The organism is Streptomyces sp. JLYT201 (genome assembly GCF_059448825.1).
On the sequence record NZ_CM182551.1, the window covers coordinates 8,953,374 to 8,974,717 of the forward strand.

The 21,344-nt window shown below is 75.4% G+C and carries 9 protein-coding genes; 6 read left to right on the forward strand and 3 right to left on the reverse strand.

What is annotated here, in order from left to right; all coding sequences use genetic code 11:
• Positions 1-110: 110 nt before the first annotated feature.
• Complete coding sequence (locus AC5WAM_RS38120) at positions 111-1,772, forward strand: ATP-binding cassette domain-containing protein (RefSeq protein ID WP_495520410.1); 1,662 nt, start codon at positions 111-113, stop codon at positions 1,770-1,772.
• A gap of 63 nt (positions 1,773-1,835) precedes the next feature.
• Here AC5WAM_RS38120 and AC5WAM_RS38125 read toward each other — a convergent pair whose 3' ends face one another.
• Positions 1,836-3,143 carry a YhgE/Pip domain-containing protein gene (locus AC5WAM_RS38125; RefSeq protein WP_495520411.1) on the reverse strand — a complete coding sequence of 436 codons (1,308 nt, stop codon included), beginning with the start codon at positions 3,141-3,143 and terminating at the stop codon, positions 1,836-1,838.
• Between the two features lie 136 nt (positions 3,144-3,279).
• Here AC5WAM_RS38125 and AC5WAM_RS38130 point away from each other — a divergent pair, with 136 nt between their 5' ends.
• The 3 genes from AC5WAM_RS38130 (at position 3,280) to AC5WAM_RS38140 (ending at position 4,929) form a co-directional block, all read left to right on the forward strand.
• Positions 3,280-3,945 carry a MerR family transcriptional regulator gene (locus AC5WAM_RS38130; RefSeq protein WP_366792453.1) on the forward strand — a complete coding sequence of 222 codons (666 nt, stop codon included), beginning with the start codon at positions 3,280-3,282 and terminating at the stop codon, positions 3,943-3,945.
• Between the two features lie 100 nt (positions 3,946-4,045).
• On the forward strand, positions 4,046-4,405 hold the full coding sequence (locus AC5WAM_RS38135) for a DUF6204 family protein (RefSeq protein WP_495520412.1): 360 nt from the start codon (positions 4,046-4,048) through the stop codon (positions 4,403-4,405).
• 62 nt (positions 4,406-4,467) lie between these two features.
• The gene (locus AC5WAM_RS38140) at positions 4,468-4,929 is read left to right on the forward strand and encodes a MarR family winged helix-turn-helix transcriptional regulator (protein ID WP_495520413.1); all 462 of its coding nucleotides are present in this window, start codon (positions 4,468-4,470) and stop codon (positions 4,927-4,929) included.
• Between the two features lie 23 nt (positions 4,930-4,952).
• Here AC5WAM_RS38140 and AC5WAM_RS38145 read toward each other — a convergent pair whose 3' ends face one another.
• Positions 4,953-5,903 (reverse strand): EamA family transporter, encoded by a 951-nt coding sequence (locus tag AC5WAM_RS38145; protein ID WP_495520414.1) that lies wholly within the window; start codon positions 5,901-5,903, stop codon positions 4,953-4,955.
• 39 nt (positions 5,904-5,942) lie between these two features.
• Between AC5WAM_RS38145 and AC5WAM_RS38150 the strand changes: the two genes are divergently transcribed.
• A complete protein-coding gene (locus AC5WAM_RS38150) occupies positions 5,943-6,482 on the forward strand; it encodes a MarR family winged helix-turn-helix transcriptional regulator (RefSeq protein WP_366792457.1) in 540 nt (179 codons plus the stop codon).
• A 348-nt stretch (positions 6,483-6,830) separates the two neighbouring features.
• Here the strand turns inward: AC5WAM_RS38150 and AC5WAM_RS38155 are convergent, their stop codons facing one another.
• Positions 6,831-6,956, reverse strand: coding sequence for a hypothetical protein (locus AC5WAM_RS38155; protein ID WP_495520415.1), 126 nt, complete (start codon positions 6,954-6,956; stop codon positions 6,831-6,833).
• Positions 6,957-8,428: 1,472 nt separating this feature from the next.
• On the opposite strand from AC5WAM_RS38155, the gene AC5WAM_RS38160 reads away from it, so the two are divergent.
• Positions 8,429-21,337 (forward strand): type I polyketide synthase, encoded by a 12,909-nt coding sequence (locus AC5WAM_RS38160; protein WP_495520416.1) that lies wholly within the window; start codon positions 8,429-8,431, stop codon positions 21,335-21,337.
• Positions 21,338-21,344 lie beyond the last annotated feature (7 nt).

Sequence of the window (21,344 nt, forward strand, 5' to 3'; positions counted from 1 at the left end):
CGCCCGCTGACGGCGGCGCCTTCCTCCTGCTGAATCCGCGCTCGCCGTCCCGGTTCCCGCCGGGCGGCCGCTGTGCGCTGCCCGGCTCCCTGCGAGCTGCGGAGCACCCCGTGAACCTCACGCCCACCCCCGAAACCCCGTCCCTGCCCGTCGAGGCGGGCGGCAGCGCACACGTCCGCGCCGAAGGCGTCACCGTCACGCGCGGCTCCCGGCGCGTCCTGCACGGCGTCTCGGTCACCGTCCCCGCCCGTGCGCGGCTCGCCGTCGTCGGCGAGAACGGCCGCGGCAAGACGACGCTCCTCCACGTCCTCGCCGGACTGATCGCGCCCGACGAGGGCACCGTGCACCGGGCCGGCACCATCGGCCTGGCCCGCCAGGAGCTCGCCGTACCCGACGGCGCGACCGTGGGCACCCTGACGTCCGAGGCGCTCGCCGCCTCGCTCGCGGCCCTCGCCGCCCTGGACGGGGCGACCCATGCCCTGGCCGAGGGCCGCCCCGGCGCCGACGACCGCTACGCCGCCGCGCTCGACGCCGCCACCCGGCTCGACGCCTGGGACGCCGAACGCCGCGTCGACGTCGCCCTGGAGGCCCTCGGCGCCCCCGCCGACCGCGAGCGCCCCCTGGCGACCCTCTCCGTCGGGCAGCGCCACCGGGTCCGGCTGGCCTGTCTGCTCGGCGCACACCACGACGTCCTGCTCCTCGACGAGCCGACCAACCACCTCGACGCCGACGGCCTGGACTTCCTGACCCGCAGGCTGCGCGAGCACGCCGGGGGCCTCGCCGTCGTCAGCCACGACCGGGCGCTGCTGCGCGACGTCGCCGACCGCTTCCTCGACCTCGACGCGACCCGGGACGCGAGGCCGCGCCTGTACGCCGGTGGCTACGACGCCTGGCAGGGCGCACGGCGCCGGGAGCGCGAGAGCTGGGAGCAGGACCACCAGGAGCAGCAGGCCGAGCACCGGCGCCTGAAGGACGCGGTGTCGAGGGCCCGCGACCGGCTCTCCACCGGCTGGCGGCCGGAGAAGGGGACCGGCAAGCACCAGCGCCAGTCCCGCGCGCCGGGCGTCGTCCAGGCCCTGAAGCGGCAGCAGGACGCCCTGGAGGCGCACCGGATCGACGTACCGGAGCCGCCCGCGGCGCTGCGCTGGCCCGACCCGGGCGTCCGGCCGGGGGCGCCGCAGCTGCGGGCGCACGGCGTCGCGGTCGAAGGACGGCTCGCGGGCCCGGTCGGCCTCAGCGTCGACGGCGGCGACCGGCTGCTCGTCACCGGGCCGAACGGCGCAGGGAAGTCCACGCTGCTCGCGGTGCTCGCCGGTGCGCTCGCGCCCACGGAGGGGTACGTCCGGACGGCCCGGGGCGCGCGGGTCGTGCGGCTCACCCAGGAGACGGCGGGGCGGGACCCCGCGCTCACCGCCCACGAGGCGTACGCCCGGCACATGGGGCGGCTCGTGGCGGGCGGGACGCTGCGCGACGCCGACGCCGTCCCGCTCCAGGCGCTCGGCCTGCTGGACGCCGAGGCGCTGCGCACCCCGGTCGGGCGGATGTCGCAGGGGCAGCGGCGGCGCCTCGACCTGGCCCTCGCGCTGGCCGCGCGGCCGGGTCTGCTGCTGTTCGACGAGCCGACCAACCATCTGTCGGCGGCGCTGGTCGACGAGTTGACCGACGCCGTCCGGGGGACGAGCGCGGCCGTCGTCGTCGCCACGCACGACCGCCGGCTCCTGCGGGACCTCGCGGACTGGCCGCGCCTGGAGATCGCCGAACGCCGGGCATGACATGACGAAGGCCGGGCCGCGACGGTGCATACCGTCGCGGCCCGGCCGTGGGTGGGGTGGGTATCAGGCCGGCGCGGGCTCCGGCGCGGGCTCGGTGGCCTTGGCGGGCTCGGCGGGCACCCGGTGCAGGCCCTTGCGGTCGTACAGGCGGGTCACGCCGAAGCCGAAGAGCAGGGAGACGACCAGGGCGACGCCCATGGAGATCCAGGCCCGGGTCAGTCCGGCGTCGCCCTGGGCGCCGAAGTACAGGATGGCGCGCAGGCCCCCGGTGAGCTGGCGCAGCGGCTCGAACTCGGCGAGCGCGCGGAAGAACCCGGGCAGCGCCTCCAGCGGCACCGTGGCGCCGGAGGACGGGACGGCCATGGCGACGAAGACGATGGTCGAGAGCAGCATGCCGGGGGTGCCGAAGACGGCGAGCAGCGCCAGGGCGCTGAGGCCGACGACGGCGATGGTGCCCACGGAGTAGAGCCAGAGCAGGCCGAGGTGGTCCGCGTCCATGCCGAGGACGCCGACCGTGGCGAGCTCCACGAGGGAGCCCATGACCACGGAGAGGCCCAGCATCAGGGCCGAGTTGATGGCCAGGGTGCGCACGCGGCTGGTGCGGCGCAGGGGGTTGCGCTGGCGGAACGGGCCGAAGTCGGAGTGCAGATAGCCGAGCGCCGTGTCGACCTGGGAGTGGATCACGTTGGCGGCGAGCATGCCGGAGACCAGCAGGACCAGGGCGTAGTAGAAGGCGCTCAGGCCCATGGCGCTGTGCGTCTCCAGCGGGTGGCCGTCGGCGACCTGGACGGTCACGGGGTCGGTGAGCATCAGCCGGGCGGCGGGGGCGAGCGGCGCCTTCTGCTCGCTCGCGCGGCTAAGGAGCTCCTTGCCGAGCTGCGCGGACGCGGCGTGGGCGGCCTTCTGCGTGGCCTGGCTCGCCATGGAGGAGCCGAAGCTTCCGGCCGCCTGGTTGGTCAGGACGGTCAGGGTCGGCGCGGCGGGGTCCTTCTGCTGCGCGCTGCTGAGCCCGCCGACCGTGGCGGTGAAGTCCTTGGGCACGACGAGCGCGCCGTAGACCTTGCCCTGACCGAGGCGCTTGTCGGCCTCGGCCTGGCTGAGGACCTGCCAGTCGATGCTGTCGTTGTCCGCGGCGGCCTTCTTGATGCCGGAGACGACCTGGTCGCCGATGTTGAGGTGCTGCTTGCCCGTGCCCGCGCCGCGGTCGTTGTTGACCAGCGCGACGGGCAGGTCGCGCAGGTTGCCCTTGGGGTTCACGTTGCCGCCCACATAGAGCAGGGCGAACAAGGTGGAGACCACCGCGACGATGATGCCCGTGCCGATCCACAGCCGGGGGCTGCGGAGCGCGGACGAGGGCTGAGGGGAAGGCATGGACGCTCCAGTGCACTGACGCTACGTAACTAGATACTTGAGGTATCCAGCTCTAGATAGTGACAGTATCGAGTTGGTGGTGTCCAATTGCCGTGAGGGGCTGCCGGGACGCGTCCCCCGTCGTCGAGGAAGCCGCGTGAAAATCTCCGAGCTCAGCCAGAGGACCGGCGTACCGGTCGCCAGCATCAAGTACTTCCGGCGCCAGGGGCTGCTGCCCGCGGGCCGTGCGACGGCCGCGACGCTGGCCGAGTACGGCGAGGAGCACGTCCAGCGGCTGCGCCTGATCAAGGCGCTCACCACGCTCGGCGGCCTGTCCATCGCCGCCACCGGCGACGTCCTCGCGGCGGTCGACCGGGCCGACAGCACCGACGGCACGCTCAAGGCGATCAGCTACGCCCTCCCGGTGCCCGTCGCGCAGGCCCCGGCCGGGGACGAGGAGCGGGAGGCGGCGGCCGAGGCCGCCGCGGAGGCGGACGCCGCGGAGCTGATCGCCGCCATGGACTGGCAGGTCCCCGACGACTCCCCGCACGTCCAGGGGCTGACGACGGTCCTGCGGGAGCTCAGACGCCTCGACGCCAACTACCGCCTGGACCGGCTCGCCGCCTATGGGGAGCTGGCCCGGTCGATCGCCCGCCTCGACCTCGAACGCGCGGCGGACTTCGACGACTCGCCCGCCCTCGCCGAGCAGGCCGTGGTCGTCCTCGCCCTCTCCGGTCCCGTACTCGAACTCCTGCGGCGCCTGGCCCAGGAGGACCAGGTGCGCCGCCGGATGGAGGCGGCGGGGGGCTCCGGCGACGCGTGACCGCCCGGAGCTCCGGCGGCGAGTGACCGCCCGGGTGGAGCTGGTCGCTCCGCCCGAAACGCGGTGGAGCGCCTCCGTCCCCGCTGGTTAGGGTCGCCGGATGAGTACTCGTACCTTTCGCATCACCGTGCGTGGTGTCTTCGACGGACTGACGCCCGGCCAGCGGGCCGAGCTGCTGGCCCGGGCCGCGGAGCACGACGTGCTGCGCGCCGCCTTCACGCCCGAGGGGCACCTCAGCTACGACATCGCCGCCCGGCCCGCCTTCACCTTCCGCTTCCAGGCCGAGGGGGAGGAAGAGGAAGACATCCTGGAGGCGGCGGACCAGGCCGAGGCGGCCGCGAAGGTGTGGCTCGCGCGGCGCGGCTACGGCTACAAGAACCTCCGGTCCCAGGCCGAGGACCTCTCTCAGGCACCGCTCGGCAAGCGGCAGCGCCGGGCCGCCGCCCAGAAGCGCACCTGACCCGGCTCCGATCCTTGACTGCTCAAGCTTTGCCTTAAGCTTGAGCAGTCAAGGAGGAAGCAATGACTGATGCCCTCGACGCGTCGCTGCGTCTCGTACGGGCCCAGACCGCCCTGGTGAAGCGGTTCGACGCGGCCCTGGGCGGCCTGCACGGCGTGAGCCTGGCCGACTTCACCCTGCTCCTGCGCCTGGGGCAGGCGCCCGGCGACCGCATGCGCCGGGTGGACCTGGCCGAGGCGCTCGGCCTGACCGCGTCCGGAGTGACCCGGGGCCTCGCCCCGCTGGAGCGCATCGGCCTCGTCACCCGCGAGGCGAACGCCCGCGACGCCCGGGTGGCGTACGCCGCGCTGACCGACACGGGCCGCGAACGCCTGGCGGAGATGCTCGCCACGGCCGAGCGGGTCGCCGCCGACGTCTTCGCCCCGCCCGCGTGGGCGACGGAGGACGTCGCCTCCCTGTCCGCCGCGCTGACCCGCCTCGGCGGCACCGGCCTCGACGGACGGGGCGCCGTCCCGACCGCGTGACCTGGGGGACCTGGGTGCGGCCTTCACTCGGGGCGGCACCGAGAGGGAGCGCGCGCGGAGTCCTCGCCGGAGCCGGGCCGCTCGTCGGTGACGGCGCGCGTGCGTGTCCGGCCGCCGTCGCGCCGCCCCGCGCGTGCGGGCCTGCCGAGGACGACGCCCACCAGCACCAGGGCCAGCCCGCCCAGTTGCCGCGCGGTCAGGACCTCCGCGGCGACCGCCGTGCCGAGCAGCACGCCCGTGAAGGGGTTGAGCAGTCCGATCAGGCCCACCGTCCCCGCGGGCAGATGGCGCAGCCCCGTGAACCAGGCGACGAAGGCCAGGGCCGTGGCGATCAGGCCGACGTAGGCGAACGCGAGGACCTCCGAAAGGGAGAGCGCGGCGGGCGGGCCCTCCGCGACGGCGGCCGCCGGGAGCAGGAAGAGGCCTCCGGCGGTGAGCTGCCAGGCGGTCGAGGCGAGCACGTCGGCGTCGGCGCTCCAGCGCTTGGCCAGGACATAGCCGAAGGACGACATCAGCATGGCGGCGGCCGAGGTGAGGACGCCCGGCACGCTCACCCCTTCCACCCCCGTGAGCAGCATGAGGCAGACCCCGGCGAGGCCGACGGCCGCGCCCGACAGATGGGTGGCGCTGGGGCGCTCGGACACCAGGAGCCAGGCGATCAGCATCATCGTCAGCGGGGACACCGCCATGACCGTGGCGGCGACGCTCGTCGGCAGCAGCTGCGAGGCGACGTAGACGAGGACGAAGAACACGCTCACGTTGAGCAGGCCGAGCACGGCGGAGCGCCACCACCACGCGCCGCGCGGCCGCTGCCCGCGCACGGCGAGGAGCAGGAGGCCCGCGGGCAGCGCGCGCAGCGCGGCCCCCGAGAGCGGGCGGTCCGCGGGGAGGTACTCGTGCGTGACGAAGTAGTTCGTGCCCCAGGCCACCGGAGCGACCGCGGTCAGTGCCACCCATCGCGCATTGGCTTCCATGGAAGCCAATATAGCTTCCTGGGAAGCTAGTATGTGCGGATGGACGACGTGCGCAGGGAAGACCAGCAGCCACGGGACCGCGTGGCCCGCATCCAGGCCGACTGGCGCCGCGAGCGCCCCGATGTCGACGTCACCCCGCAGGGGGTGATCGGCCGGCTGCACCGCCTGGCCGACCGGCTCACCGAGCAGCTCTGCCTCGTCTATGGGCAGTACGGTCTCGGCGAGGGCGAGTTCGACGTGCTGTGCGCGCTGCGCCGGGCCGGAGCGCCCTACGAGCGGGCGCCCGGCGAACTGGCCGCGCACACCATGGTCACCACCGGGGCGATGACGAAGCGGATCGACCGCCTTGAGCGGGCCGGACTCGTCACCCGGCGCCGCTCCGGCGACGACCAGCGCGGCCGCATCGTCGCGCTCACCGGTCCCGGACGCGAACTGATCGACGAGGCGTTCACCGACCACATGCGCAACGAACGCCAGTTGGTGGGCCTCCTGACCCCCGAGGAAGCGGCGTCGCTCGAAGCACTGCTCACGACCTGGCTCTCCCGCATGGAACCGCCGCACACGCGTGACGGTGGGTGAGGGAATGCGGCCGGCCCCGGCGGTGCCTGGGCGGGCCCCGCTGCGGGCGCGCCGGACCGGCCGACGGGGCGGGCGAGGCGCAGGGGCGGTCTGCTGAGGCCGGGCGGAGGGCGTGGCCGGTGAGGCGGGCGCGGTCGTGAGCGCGTGGGCGCCGCCCGTGCCGAGGAGGCGACCGCCGCCCGAACGTGCATGACCTTCCCGACCTTCGGGCACCGCGTGCTGCACCGGGCGGCCGGGGTGCGTGCCCTCCGGGGCGCTTCGGCCTCACGCCTGTGACCTGCGGAAACGCGGTGCCGGTGAAGGTCGGGTCCGGCTTCATCGCGTGGACGGTTGCCATCGGCCCACCGTTCACCTGGACCGCGCGGCCCGGGTGAACGGCCCGGTGGCGGGCCCGGTCGTGACGGTGGCTCCGGCGAGGCGCCCGCGCCCCTGCCGCCCGTCGCCGGGCAGCGCGGAGAGTGTGAGGTGGGCCACGGAGGGTGGGTGTGGAGGCCCGAAACGGGCGGGAAACGGAGCCCGATGGTGGCCGAACGGGCAGGGGTGTCGTGCGGTGGCGCGGCCCTCGGGAGCCGAGCAGGGCGGTGCGCATATGCCAGAGTCATCTATCGCGGTCGCAAAATTACGCAGAGTAACACCAGGTGGAGTGGGTGCTGATGATTCGCTGCCGCATATTTGTCAGCGCGTAAACGACTTCCGGTGCCACCCCCGAAGGGTGGCGGGGGAGTGTTGTTTTCGCTCGCCACAGCCACAAAAAGAGAGGCTGGTGCGGGCAGCGCCCGCGGGGATATGGTTGGTTCCAGCACGAGAGTTCGGATAACGTAATCCTCTGACCTCGCACGATCCGGCTGCGGATCCCATTGGACTTCCCGGTGGATCGCCTTGCCGGAACATCTCTCTTAAGGCCGGTGCTCACACAGGGGCATGCGAAAAAGACGCCCGAGCCCGGCAGTCGACCGTATAAGTGTTGGCCTTCCCCTATGTGCCGTCCCGGTTGCCCTTGAAGGGCGGGGCGGATTGAGCGCGCCTCTATGAAATGCGGCTCCCATATCACCGCCATTCCCCGGCCTGTCTTTGGTCGGGGCTAATGGTGGTTTGCTTGCCGCTCTTTTGCTTGGTGCGCGCTAATCGGGCCAACTTCCCTCTCTTTTTCCTGCCGCTGTGACGCATGGGGCCGCCCGGCCGCCCCGGCCGACCGTCCCGCGGTGGCGCGAAGTGCTCTCCCGGAGGGCGGCGCGGGCCACCGGCCTGCCCCGAGCCCGCCGTGCGCCCCGCGCTCGGCAGCCCCGCGATGGCCCTTGGACGTGCGGGTTCTCGGAGGCGTGAGCGTCGCGGCCCGAGGCGCTCCCCGCGTGGCCGCGCTCCGTCCCGGCCGACAGGGCAACGAGTACCCGGGAACATCACCGCCGCGCAAGCGCCGCGGTCCCGCCCATCGTCCACGCCCCGGGCCAGTAATGATTTAGGGGTTGGCGCGATAATGTGACCTTGCTGGCCTGAATGGGGTGCTGCGCGGTCGACGGGCTCCGAAACACGCCGCTGACGTGGGCTTTCCAGCCATCCGGAACACCAGTCGCTTTCTGCCCGAAAGGGCAAGCCTTGCTGCGCCATGGGGCACGGGAGGGGGTCGCCCATCTCCTCTGCGACCGCTGCGGCCGCGCGCGGATTACGGAAGTCCGCACCGTGAATTCCGCAAGTCCGCGAGGCTACGGCCATTCCCGCCCGGGCGCCGCTCGTAAACGCCTTGTAAGGAGGGTGTAAACGGCGGCGTTCACGCCCCAGGCCGAAAATGTTCGGCGGTTGACATTTTTCGAAGCGCTGGTTTTGACTTGCACTCGTTGTCGCGGAGGATTGGCTGAGAAAGGCTCGATCCAATCCGGGCCGAGCAACCATCAGTTCAGTACTAATGGATGACTCACGGGGGCGAGACCGCCATGTGCGAATCGGTACGAGTGGACACCAGCACTGTCGCCGTCATCGGTGCCGCACCCGCGGCACCGGGGCGGACGCAGCAGGATCCCGGGGTACTGGCCGAGCTGACCGGTGTGCCGTTGCCCGCGGACCGGGCGGCCGAAGCGGAATCGGCGTGGACGGCCTGTGAGGACGCGGGCCTCGGCACCCGCGACCGTACCGACATCGATGTCTTCCTCGCGGCCGACGACGCGGCCGTGACCGAAGCGGGCGCGACCGGCGCGGCCGTGGAGGAGACGGGCGCGGCTGTGGAGGAGACGGGCGCGGAGGACGCGGGCAAGGACGGCGCCAGCGAGTTGGCGCGGATCCTCGGCCTCCCCGCCCCGGCGAACCCCCGCCGCACCGGCCACGCCCCCCTCGCCCGAGCGGTCGCCGCCCTCCTGTCCGGCGCGTGCGACACGGCCCTGGTCGGGGCCGACGGCGCCTTCGTCGTGCTCCGCCGCAGGGACGACGCCCGGACCGCGGCCTTCGCCTACCGGCTCGACGCCGACCAGGCGTGGCCCGACTCGGTCCCCGCCCTCGTCGAGGCCGCCCTGCGCGCGGGCCGCCCCGGGGCAGGGCGCACCGCCCCCGACGGACCCGCCGTCCCGCTCGCCCTGTCGGCGCACAGCCCGGCCGCCCTGCGCGCACGGGCCGCCGATCTGCACGCGCTGCTCACCGCCGAGCCCGACCTGCCCGTCGTCGACCTCGCCTACTCCCTCGCCACGACCCGGCCCGCGCTCGCCCGCCGCGCCGCGCTCACCGGCGGCGACCGCGCACGGCTCACCGACGAGCTGCTCGCCCTCAGCGAGGGCCGCTTAGCCGTGCCGGGCCCCGCGTTAACGGCGTCGGCACTCCCGGCCGCCGACCCCACCGACAGCATCGCCTTCGTCTTCCCCGGGCACGGCCCGCAGTGGCTGGGCATGGCCGACGAACTCCTCGCCACCCACCCGGTGTTCGCCGAGCAGCTGCACGCCTGCGCGGACGCCCTCACGCCGTACGTGGACTGGCCCGTCCTCGACGTCCTGCGCGGCACCACGGACACACCCTCCCTCGACCGGCCGGACGTGGGGCAGCCCGCGCTCTGGGCGATGATGGTGTCCCTGTCCGCGCTGTGGCGGTCCTGGGGCGTGCGGCCCGGCGCCGTCATCGGCTCCAGCGTCGGCGAGATCCCGGCCGCGACGGTCGCGGGCGCGCTGTCCCTGGAGGACGGCGCACGGGCCGTGGCCCTGTTCAGCCAGGCCCAGGTGCACCTCCTCGAACGCGGCGTGATGGTCTCGGTCCTCGCCTCCGCCGACGAGGTGCGCGAGCGCCTCACCTGCTACGAGGGCCTCGACCTGGCCGCCGTGCACGCCCCCGGCTCGGTCCTGGTCTCCGGCGCCGAGGACGCGGCCACCGCCCTCCTCGCCGAACTCGCCGCCGACGGCATCAGGGCCAGGAGCATCGACATCCGCCTCGCGGCCCACGGCCGCCAGGTCGACGCGGTCCTCGACCTGGTGGGCACCGACCTGGCCCCCCTCACCCCCCGCCCGACGGACGTGCCGATCTACACGGCCACCACGGGCGCCCGGGTCGACCCGCTCACGCTCACCGCGGACCACTGGTGCCGCAACCTGCGCGGCACCGCCGACTTCCAGAGCGCCACCCGCGCCGCGCTCGCCGCCGGACACCGGCTGCTCCTGGAGTCGAGCCCCCACCCCGTCCTGACCCGGGCCGTGCAGGAGACCATCGAGGACGCCGCCGTCGAGGCCGCCGTCGTCGGCACGCTGCGCCGGGGCAAGGGCAGCGCCGACCACCTGGCCGCCGCGCTCGCCGCGCTGCACGCGCACGGCGTACACCCCGACTGGGAGGCGGTGTTCGCGGGCCGGGACGCCCGCGCCGTGCCCCTGCCCGCCTACCCCCTGCACACGGTGCCCGAGGCCGCCCCCGCGCCCTCGCTCGCCGACCGGCTCGCGGACGCCCCCGACCGCCCGGAACTCCTGCTCGACCTGGTCCGCACCCAGTTGGCCGCCGTCGTCGGGCCCCTCGGCACCGCCGCCGACGTGGACGCGCCGCTGCTGGAACTCGGCCTCGACTCGGCCGGCGCGGTGACCCTGCGCAACCTGCTCAACGCGGCCACCGGCCTGCACCTGCCCGTCTCCGCGGTCTTCGACCACCCCACGTGCCGCGGCCTCGCCGAGCACATCCGCCAGGTCGTCCTCGGCGCCCCCACCGAGGACGACGAGCCGCTGGCCCTCGCGGCGGTCGAGGACGACGAGCCGATCGCCGTCGTGGCGATGAGCTGCCGCCTCCCCGGCGGCGTACGCAGCCCCGAGGACCTGTGGACGCTGCTGTCGGAGGGCGGCGACGGCCTCACCGCCTTCCCCGCGGACCGTGGCTGGGACCTCGACGGACGCTACGACGAGGACGCCGAACGGGCGGGCGGCTACTACCAGCGCGAGGCCGGATTCCTGCACGAGGCCCCCCAGTTCGACCCGGAGTTCTTCGGCATCTCGCCGCGCGAGGCCCTGGCGATGGACCCCCAGCAGCGGCTGCTCCTGGAGATCTCCTGGGAGGCCCTGGAGCGGGCGGGCATCGACGCGGCCCAGGTCCGGGGCAGCCGGACGGGCGTGTTCGTGGGCGCCATGACGATGGACTACGGCCCCCGCCTGCACGAGGCGCCCGCCGACCTGGAGGGCTACCTCCTCACCGGCAACACCGCGAGCGTCGCGTCCGGCAGGCTCTCCTACACCTTCGGGTTCGCGGGACCGGCCGTCACCGTGGACACGGCGTGCTCGTCGTCGCTGACCGCCCTGCACGTCGCCGTGCAGTCGCTGCGGCGCGGCGAGTGCCCCCTCGCTCTCGCGGGCGGCGTCACGGTCATGCCGTCGCAGGGCATGTTCGTGGAGTTCAGCAGGCAGCGCGCGCTGGCCCCGGACGGCCGGTGCAAGGCGTTCTCGGCGAGCGCGGACGGCTTCGGCCTCGCCGAGGGCGCCACGATGGTGCTCCTGGAGCGGCTCTCCGACGCACGGCGCAACGGCCACCCCGTCCTCGCCCTGATCAAGGGCACCGCCATCAACCAGGACGGCGCGTCCAACGGCCTCACCGCCCCCAGCGGCCCCGCGCAGCGCCGGGTGATCCGGCAGGCGCTCGCCGCCGCGGGCGTGTCCGCCGCCGAGGTCGACGCCGTGGAGGCGCACGGCACCGGCACCCGCCTCGGCGACCCCATCGAGGCGGACGCGCTGCTCGCCACGTACGGCCAGGAGCACCCGGCGGACCGCCCGCTCCTGCTCGGCTCGGTGAAGTCCAACATCGGCCACACCCAGGCGGCCTCCGGCGTCGCGGGCCTGATCAAGATGGTCCTCGCGCTGCGCCACGGCGTACTGCCCAGGAGCCTGCACATCACCGAGCCCACACCGCACGTCGACTGGTCGTCGGGCGCGGTGTCGCTGGTCACCGAGACCACGCCGTGGCCGGAGGTCGCGCGGCCCCGGCGGGCCGCCGTGTCCTCGTTCGGCATCAGCGGCACCAACGCCCACGCCGTCCTCGAGCAGGCGCCCGACGACGTCCCGGCCGCCCCGGAGACTCCGGCCGACCCGCCGTCGGCGTCCACACCGGTGCCCTTCGTGCTCTCCGCGCGCACCGAGGACGCCCTGCGCGCGCACGCCGCCCAACTCGCCGTCGCCGCCGAGGAGTACGCGCCCGTCGACGTGGCGGACACCCTGCTCTCCCGGTCGGTGTTCGAGCACCGGGCCGTCGTCGTCGGGGGCGGCGCCGACGCGCTGGCGGCGGTGGCTCAGGGGGTGGAGTCCGCTCGGGTGGCGGTCGGTGTCGCGCGGCCGGTGGGCAAGGTGGCGTTCGTGTTTCCCGGTCAGGGGTCGCAGTGGCTGGGCATGGGGGCGGAACTGGCGGAGTCCTCGCCGGTGTTCCGTGCTTCGCTCGACGCGTGTGCTCAGGCGTTGGCGCCGTATGTGGACTGGTCGTTGTACGACGTCCTGAACGACGCGGCCGCACTGGAGCGCGTGGACGTCGTGCAGCCCGCGCTGTGGGCCGTGATGGTGTCGCTGGCCGCGCTGTGGCGTTCGTACGGCGTGGAGCCGGACGCGGTCGTCGGGCACAGCCAGGGGGAGATCGCCGCCGCGCACGTGGCGGGCGCGCTGTCCCTCACGGACGCGGCCAAGGTCGTGGCGCTGCGCAGCAAGGCGATCCTGGCGCTCTCCGGGCAGGGCGGCATGGTGTCGCTCGCGGTGCCGGTCGAGGCCGCGCGTGAGCGGATCGCGCGCTGGGACGGCCGGATCTCCGTCGCCGCGGTCAACGGCCCCGGCTCGGTGGTCGTGGCGGGCGACGCGGACGCCCTCGACGAGCTGATGGAGGCGTGCGCCGCCGACGACGTACGGGCCCGCCGGGTCCCGGTCGACTACGCCTCGCACTCGCCGCACGTCGAGCGCATCCAGGAGGAACTGGCAGGGGCGCTGGCCGGGTTGGAGCCCGTGCCCGCGGGGGTGCCGATGCTGTCCACGGTCACGGGGGAGTGGCTGACCGGGACCGAGGTCGGGGCCGAGTACTGGTACCAGAACCTGCGCAACACCGTGCGCTTCGAGGAGGGCACCCGCGGTCTGCTCGACCGGGGCGTGAGTGTGTTCGTGGAGTGCAGCCCACACCCCGTGCTCACCTTCGGCGTGCGCGAGACCCTGGAAGCGGCCGATACCGAGGCGGTCGTGGTGGGCACGCTGCGCCGCACCGACGGTGACCTCGACCGGTTCCTGCTGTCGGCGGCCGAAGCGTACGTGGAGGGCCTGCCCTTCGACTGGCGGGCCGCGGTGCCCGCCGGGCAGCACGTGGACCTGCCGACCTACCCCTTCCAGCGCAGGCGGTTCTGGCTGGAGGAGACCGCTCGTACGACGGCGGGCGACGACCCCGCCGTCGCCGAGTTCTGGTCCGCGGTGGAGCGCGGCGACCTCGCCGCGACCCTCGACGTGCCCGCCGACGCCCCCCTGACCGACGTCCTGCCCAGCCTGGCCGACTGGCGGCGGCGCAGCCAGGAGCGGTCCGCCGCCGACGCGTGGCGCCACCGGATCACCTGGCGCCCCCTCGCCGCCGCCCCCGCGCCCGCCCTCACCGGCACCTGGCTCGTGGTCGGCTCGCGGGCCGAGGCGGAACACCCCTGGCACACGGCGGCCGTCGAGGCGCTGCGCGCCCACGGCGCCGATGTCCTGGAGGTCGACGGCTCGCCCGAGTCGCTGCGCGCCGTGGACGCCGTACCCAGCGGCGTCCTGTCGCTGCTGGCCCTCGACGAACGGCCCGACCCGGCGGCGCCCGTCGTCCCGAGCGGCCTCTCCGGCACGCTGGCGCTCGTACGGGCGCTCGGCGACGCCGGGATCGGCGCGCCGCTGTGGCTGGCCACGACGGGCGCGGTGTCCGTCGGCCGGTCCGACCCGCTGACCCACCCGGCGCAGAGCCAGGTGTGGGGCCTCGGCCTCACCGTCGGCCTCGAACACCCCGACCGCTGGGGCGGACTCGTCGACCTGCCCGTGACCCCCGACGCCCGGACCACGACGCGGCTCGCCGCCGCCCTGGCCGGTCGGGCGGACGAGGACCAGCTGGCGATCCGCGCCTCCGGCGTGTCCGTACGACGCCTCACACCGGCCCCCGCGCCGGCGGCGGCACCCGCCTGGCGGGCCGCGGGCACCGTACTCATCACCGGCGGCACCGGCGCCATCGGCGGCCACGTCGCCCGCTGGCTCGCGGGCAACGGCGCCGAGCACCTCGTGCTGACCAGCCGCCGCGGCGCCGACGCACCCGGCGCACCCGAGCTGGCGGCCGAGCTGACCGCGCTCGGGGTCCGGACCACCGTCGCCGCCTGCGACGCCGCCGACCGCACCGCCCTGGCCGAGCTGTTCGCCCGGCTCGACGCCGACGGCACACCCGTCCGCTCGGTCTTCCACGCGGCGGGCACCGTCCCGTCCCTGCCGCTGGCCGACACCGAGACCTCCGACCTCGCGTACGCCCTCGCGGCGAAGGCCGCGGGCGCGACCCACCTCGACGAGCTGTGCGCCGGGCGCGACCTCGACGCGTTCGTCCTGTTCTCCTCCGGCTCCGCCGTGTGGGGCAGCGGCGAACTGGGCGCGTACGGAGCGGCCAACGCCTTCCTCGACGGACTCGCGCAGCGCCGCCGCGCCGACGGCCTGCCCGCCACCTCGGTCTCCTGGGGCATGTGGGCGGGCGGCGGCATGGTGACCGGCGACCTGGACGACCAGCTGCGCCGCAGGGGCATGCGCCCCATGCGGCCGGAGCTCGCCGTCGGCGCGCTCGCCACCGCCCTCGCGGCGGGCGAGACGACCCTCACGGTCGCGGACGTCGACTGGGCCCGCTTCGCCCCCGGCTTCACCGCGGCCCGCTCGCGCCCGCTCATCGGCGAGATACCCGACGTCGTCGCGCTGGCCGCGCAGGACGCGGCGGAACAGCCCGCCGCCGGAGGGGCCCTCGCCGACCGGCTCGCCGGGCTCACCGAAGCCGAGAGCGACCGGCTCCTGCTCGACCTGGTGCGCGGCCACGCGGCCGCCGTCCTCGGCCACGACGGCGCCGACACCGTCACCCCCGACCGGGCGTTCCGCGAGCTGGGCTTCGACTCCCTCACCGCCATCGAGCTCCGCAAGCGCCTCACCACGGCCACCGGCGTACGGCTGCCCACGACCGTCGTGTTCGACCACCCCACGCCCACGGCCCTCGCCCAGCACCTGCACACCGTGGTGCTCGGCGAGCGGCACACCGCCGCGACGGTCCTGACCGCCGCCCGCGACGCGGACGAGCCGATCGCGGTGGTGGCGATGAGCTGCCGCTTCCCCGGCGGCGTCGGCGGACCCGAGGACCTGTGGGACCTCGTCCTCGCCGGGCGCGACGCCGTCGGGCCCTTCCCGGACGACCGGGGCTGGGACACCGACCGGCTGTACCCGGCCGACGCGGAGGCCCACGGCCGCAGCCGCACCCTGGAGGGCGCCTTCGTCTACGACGCGGGCGGCTTCGACGCAGGCTTCTTCGGCATCGCCCCGCGCGAGGCCCTGGCCATGGACCCCCAGCAGCGGCAGGTGCTCGAACTGGCCTGGGAGGCCTTCGAACGGGCGGGCATCGACCCGTCCTCGGTGCGCGACAGCCTCACCGGCGTGTTCGTCGGCGCCTCACCGCAGAGCTACGCGGGCACCCTGGAGCAGGCGGCCCCCGAGATGGACGGCTACCGGCTGACCGGCGACGCGCTGAGCGTCGTGTCGGGCCGCGTCGCCTACGCCCTCGGCCTGCGCGGGCCCGCCGTCACCGTGGACACCGCGTGCTCGTCGGCGCTGGTCGCCCTGCACCTCGCGGTGCAGTCACTGCGGTCCGGGGAGTGCTCGATGGCCCTGGCGGGCGGCGCCGCCGTCATGGTGACCCCGACGGCCTTCGCCGAGTTCAGCCTCCAGGGCGGCCTCGCCCCCGACGGCCGGTGCAAGCCGTTCGCCGACGCGGCCGACGGCGTCGGCTGGGGCGAGGGCGCGGGCCTGATCCTGCTGGAGCGGCTCTCCGACGCCCGCGCCAACGGCCACGAGGTCCTCGCCGTCGTCCGGGGCTCCGCCACCAACCAGGACGGCGCGTCGAACGGCCTCTCCGCACCCAACGGCCCCGCCCAGCAGCGCGTCATCCGCGCGGCGCTCGCCAACGCGGGCCTGACGACCGCCGACGTGGACGCCGTCGAAGGCCACGGCACGGGCACCCGCCTCGGCGACCCCATCGAGGCCCAGGCGCTCCTCGCCACCTACGGCCAGGACCGCCCCGCGCAGCGCCCGCTGCTGCTCGGCGCCCTGAAGTCGAACATCGGCCACACGCAGGCCGCCTCCGGCATCGCGGGCGTCATCAAGATGGTGCAGGCGCTCCGGCACGGCGTGCTGCCGCGCACCCTGCACCTCGACCGCCCCTCCCAGCACGTCGACTGGACGACCGGCGCCGTGGAACTCCTCGCGGAGCAGCGGCCGTGGCCGGAGTCCGGCAGGCCGAGGCGGGCCGCCGTCTCCGCGTTCGGCGTCAGCGGCACCAACGGCCACGTCATCCTCGAACAGGCCGAACCCGCAGCCCCGGCCCCGGCGGCCGAGCCCGACGGCCGACTCCTTGCCTGGCCGCTGTCCGCCCGCGACACCGCCGCGCTGCGCGAGCAGGCCGTCCGCCTCGCGGCCGCCGTGGACGAGCGGCCCGGCCTGTCGCCGGTGGACGTCGCCGCGACGCTCGCGGCCGGACGGGCCGCGCTCGACCGGCGCGCGGTCGTCCTCGGCACCGACGCGCCCGCGCTCCAGGCCGGTCTGGACGCGCTTGCCGAAGGCGCCGACCACCCGGCGGTGGTACGCGGCGCCCCCGACGGCGGCACGTTCGCCGTGCTCTTCTCCGGCCAGGGGTCCCAGCGCGTCGGCATGGGCCGCGGCCTGTACGAGGCGCACCCCGTGTTCGCCGACGCCCTCGACGAGGTGTTCGCCCACCTCGACCCGCTGCTCGACCTGCCGCTGCGCGACGTGGTGTTCGGCGACGACCAGGCCGTCCTCGACCGCACCGAGTACGCCCAGCCCGCGCTGTTCGCCGTCGAGGTCGCCCTGTACCGGCTGTGGACGTCCTGGGGCCTGCGGCCCGACGCGCTGGCCGGGCACTCCATCGGCGAACTGGCCGCCGCGCACGTCGCGGGCGTGTTCTCGCTGGCCGACGCCTGCGCGATCGTCGCCGCGCGCGGCGCGCTCATGCAGGCGCTGCCCACCGGTGGCGTCATGGTCGCCGTACAGGCCACCGAGGACGAGATCGCCCCGGAGTGCTCCGAGCACGTCGGCATCGCCGCCATCAACGGCCCCAACTCCCTCGTCCTGTCCGGCAGCGACCTCGAAGTGCTCGCCCTCGCCGACCGCCTCAAGGCCCAGGGACGCAAGGTGACGGGCCTGCGGGTCAGCCACGCCTTCCACTCGCCGCTGATGGAGCCGATGCTCGACGCGTTCCGCCGGGTCCTGGAGGGCGTGTCGTTCGCGGCGCCCCAGGTGCCGATCGTGTCCACGCTCACCGGCACGCCCGTCGACGCCGAGGAACTGGCGTCCCCGGACCACTGGGTGCGGCACGTGCGCCGGCCCGTACGGTTCGCCGACGGCATCACGGCGCTCGTCGCGCAGGGCGTGACGACGATGCTGGAGTGCGGGCCCGGCGGCGCCCTCGCCACGATGGGCCAGGACAGCGCCCCCGACACCGTGTTCGTCCCGACGCTGCGCTCCGACAGGCCCGAAGCGGACGCCCTCACCCGCGCCGCCGCGCACCTCCACGCCCGCGGCGCCCGCTTCGACCTGGCCGCCGCCCTCGGCGGCCGCGGCGCCCGCGTCGACCTGCCCACCTACGCGTTCCAGCACGAGCGGTACTGGCTCACCGCGGCCGTGGCGCCCGCGGGCGACGGAGCGACGGCGGCCCTCGGCGTCGCCACGGGCGACCACCCGCTGCTCCGTGCCGCGGTCGCCCTGCCCGACTCCGACGGCGTGGTGTTCACCGGCAGGCTGTCCACGCGGACCCAGCCGTGGCTCGCCGACCACGGCGTCGGTGACCGCGTCCTGTTCCCCGGCACGGGCTTCCTCGACCTCGCCCTGCACGCCGCGGGTCACTGCGGCCTCGACACCGTCGAGGAACTGACCCTGCACGTCCCCCTCGTCCTGCCCCAACGCGGCGGCGTCGCCCTGCGGGTCGCCGTCGGCGCGCAGACCGACGACGGCCGGAGCATCCGGGTGCACGCCCGCGCCGAGGACGCCGACCGGGACGCGCCGTGGACCGAGCACGCCTCCGGCAGGCTCACCACGGGCGACGCCCCGGCCACCGACCTCGCGGCCTGGCCCCCGGAGGGCGCGACGCCCATGGACGTCGACGACGTCTACGACCGCCTCACCGCACTCGGCTACGACTACGGGCCCGTGTTCCGCGCCCTGCGCGCCGCCTGGCGCCTCGGCGGCGACGTGTACGTCGAGGTGGCCCTGGAGGACCCGGCGGGCGGCGAGGGCTTCAGCGTGCACCCCGCCCTGCTCGACGCCGCGCTGCACGCACCCGTCCTGCGCGCCCTGGACGAGACCGGCAGCGGCCCCCGCCTGCCCTTCGGCTTCACGGGCGTACGCCTGCACGCCGTCGGCGCCTCGACGCTGCGGGTGCGCTGGACGCCCACCGGGCAGGACACGATGGCGCTGGCCGTCGCGGACCCGGCGGGCCGGCCGGTGGCGACCGTCGAGTCGCTGGTGATGCGCCCCGCGGACCTCCGCAAGGCCGCGTCCCCGGCCTCGGACGCCCTGCTCGCCCTGGAGTGGGTGCCCGTCGAGGCCTCCGGCGCCAGCCCGGCCGGGCTGGCCGTCCTCGGCACCGACGACCTCGGCGCCTACGCGCCGACCGTGGCCGACTTCGGCGCCCTCGACGGCGTGACCGACCTGCTCGCGCCCTGCCCCCGGCCGTCCGCCGCGGACGCGCTTACGGTGCGGGAAACGGTGGCGTGGGCGCTGGCCCTCGCCCAGGAGTGGCTCGCCGACGAGCGGACCGCCCACACCCGCCTGGTGTTCGTGACCCGCGGCGCCGTCGCCACCACCTCGCCCGACCCCGCGCAGGCCGCCGTGTGGGGCCTGGTGCGCTCGGCGCAGACCGAGAACCCCGGCCGCTTCGCCCTGGTCGACCTCGACGACACCGACGACTCCGCGCTCGCCCTGCCCGCCGCGCTGGCCTCCGACGAGCCCCAGACGGTCGTACGGGCGGGACGCGTCGACGCACCCAGGCTCACCCGTGCCACCACCGACGGCCTGCTCACCCCGCCCGCCGACGGCCCCTGGCGGCTCGGCGCCACGACCGGCGGCTCCCCCGACGACCTCGCCCTGGTGCCGCACCCCGACGCCGCCGCGCCCCTCGCGCCCGGCGAGGTCCGCGTCGCCGTCCGCGCGGCGGGCCTGAACCCCGGTGACGTACGCACCGCCCTCGGTACCGAGGCCGACGCGGCACTCGGCAGCGAGGTCGCGGGCGTGGTGACCGAGGTCGGCACGGACGTCACCGACCTGGCGGTCGGCGACCGCGTGCTCGGCGCCGCCACCCACGCCTTCGGGCCGCTCGCGGTCACCGACCGCAGGCTTCTCGCCCCGATGCCCGCGGCCTTGACCTTCGCACGCGCCGCCGCCCTGCCGCAGACCTTCGTGACCGCCTACCATGCCCTGCACGACCTGGCGGGGCTGCGCCGGGGACAGCCCGTCCTCGTGCCCGCGGCGGCCGGTGACATCGGCACGGCGGCCGTGCAGCTCGCCCGGCACTGGGGCGCGCGGGTGCACACCACCGGCACCGGCGGCCACGCCGCCGACGTCGTGCTCACCCCGCCGACGGCGGCAGCCGAAGCCCCCCTGGATCCGCTGGAGTTCGCCTACGACGGCGCCCGGCCGGACCCCGACCGCTTCCAGGAGATCCTGACCGAGGTCCTCGCCCTCTTCGAGGCGGGAGCCCTGAGCCCCCTGCCCGTCCGCACCTGGGACGTGCGCCGCGCACCCGAGGCGTTCCGCCTGCTCGGCCAGGACCCGGCCGCGGCGAAGGCCGTGCTGACCGTGCCCGCTCCGCTCGACCCGGACCGCCCGGTCCTGGTCACCGGCGGCCTCGGCACGCTCGGCGCCCTCGTGGCCCGGCACCTGGTCACCGACCGGGGCGTCCGCAGGCTCGTCCTCGCGGGACGCAAGGGGCTCGCGACCGACGGCGCGCCCGAGCTGCGGGACGACCTCGCCGCGCTCGGCGCCGAGGTGACCGTGGCGGCGTGCGACGTGGCCGACCGCGCGTCCCTGGCGGCGCTCCTCGCCTCCCTCGACCGGCCGCTCGGCGCGGTCGTGCACGCGGCGGGCGTCGTCGACGACGGCGTACTGGAGTCCCTGACGCCCGAGCGGATCCACCGCGTGTTCGGCCCGAAGGTCGACGGGCTGCTGCACCTGGACGAACTGACCAGGGACGCCGACCTGTCCGCGTTCGTCGTCTTCTCCTCGGCCGCCGGGATCCTCGGCAGCGCGGGCCAGGCGAGCTACGCGGCCGCGAACGCGGCGCTCGACGCCCTCGTGCGCCGCCGCCACGCGCTCGGCCTGCCCGGCGTCTCCCTCGCGTGGGGCATGTGGGCCGCCGCCAGCGGCATGACGGCGGGGCTCGACGGGGGCGACCGGGCCCGGCTCGGCCGCTCCGGCATCCTCGAACTGCCCACCGAGGACGCGCTCGCGCTGCTCGACGCCGGGACGCGGGACGACCGCGCCGAACTGGTGCCGGTCCTCCTCGACACCGCGGCCCTGCGCGGCCGGGCGGCCGACGGCACCCTGCCCCCGATGCTGCGGGGCCTGGTCCGCACTCCCGCGCGCCGCGCCACGACGGCTCCCGCCGCCGCGACCACGGCGTTCGCCGACGTCATCGCGGGCCAGTCCGCGGCGGAGCGCGAGCAGACCGTGCTCGACCTCGTCTGCGCGCAGGTCGCGGCGGTGCTCGGCCACTCCGCGGCCACCCACATCGATCCCGGCCGCGGACTGCAGGACCTCGGCTTCGACTCGCTGACCTCGGTCGAGCTGCGCAACCGGCTCACCACGGCAACCGGCCTGCGACTGCCCTCGACGCTCGTGTTCGACCACCGGTCGGCCGCCGCGATCACCCGGCACGTCCTCACCCTGCTCCCGCGCACCGAGCCCGAGCCGGAGACCGGTGTGCTCGACCAGCTCGACCGCCTGGAGAGCGCGCTGCTCGCCCTCGCCGACGACGGCACCGCCACGAAGGTCGACCTGCGGCTGCGGGCCCTGCTCGCCAAGTGGAGCGACGCGCGGGCCGGTGACGCGGACGACGACGCGGACATCGAGTCCGACGTCTCCACCGCCACCGACGACGAACTCTTCGGCTACCTCGACAACGAACTCGAGACCTCGTGACCAGGTC

What these genes read in the sequence shown, in the direction of transcription:
- AC5WAM_RS38125 (WP_495520411.1), bottom strand. Translation starts at nt 3,143, where the DNA reads ATGCCTTCCCCTCAGCCCTCGTCCGCGCTCCGCAGCCCCCGGCTGTGG.
- AC5WAM_RS38135 (WP_495520412.1), top strand. Translation starts at nt 4,046, where the DNA reads ATGAGTACTCGTACCTTTCGCATCACCGTGCGTGGTGTCTTCGACGGA.
- AC5WAM_RS38140 (WP_495520413.1), top strand. Translation starts at nt 4,468, where the DNA reads ATGACTGATGCCCTCGACGCGTCGCTGCGTCTCGTACGGGCCCAGACC.
- AC5WAM_RS38145 (WP_495520414.1), bottom strand. Translation starts at nt 5,903, where the DNA reads ATGGAAGCCAATGCGCGATGGGTGGCACTGACCGCGGTCGCTCCGGTG.
- AC5WAM_RS38150 (WP_366792457.1), top strand. Translation starts at nt 5,943, where the DNA reads ATGGACGACGTGCGCAGGGAAGACCAGCAGCCACGGGACCGCGTGGCC.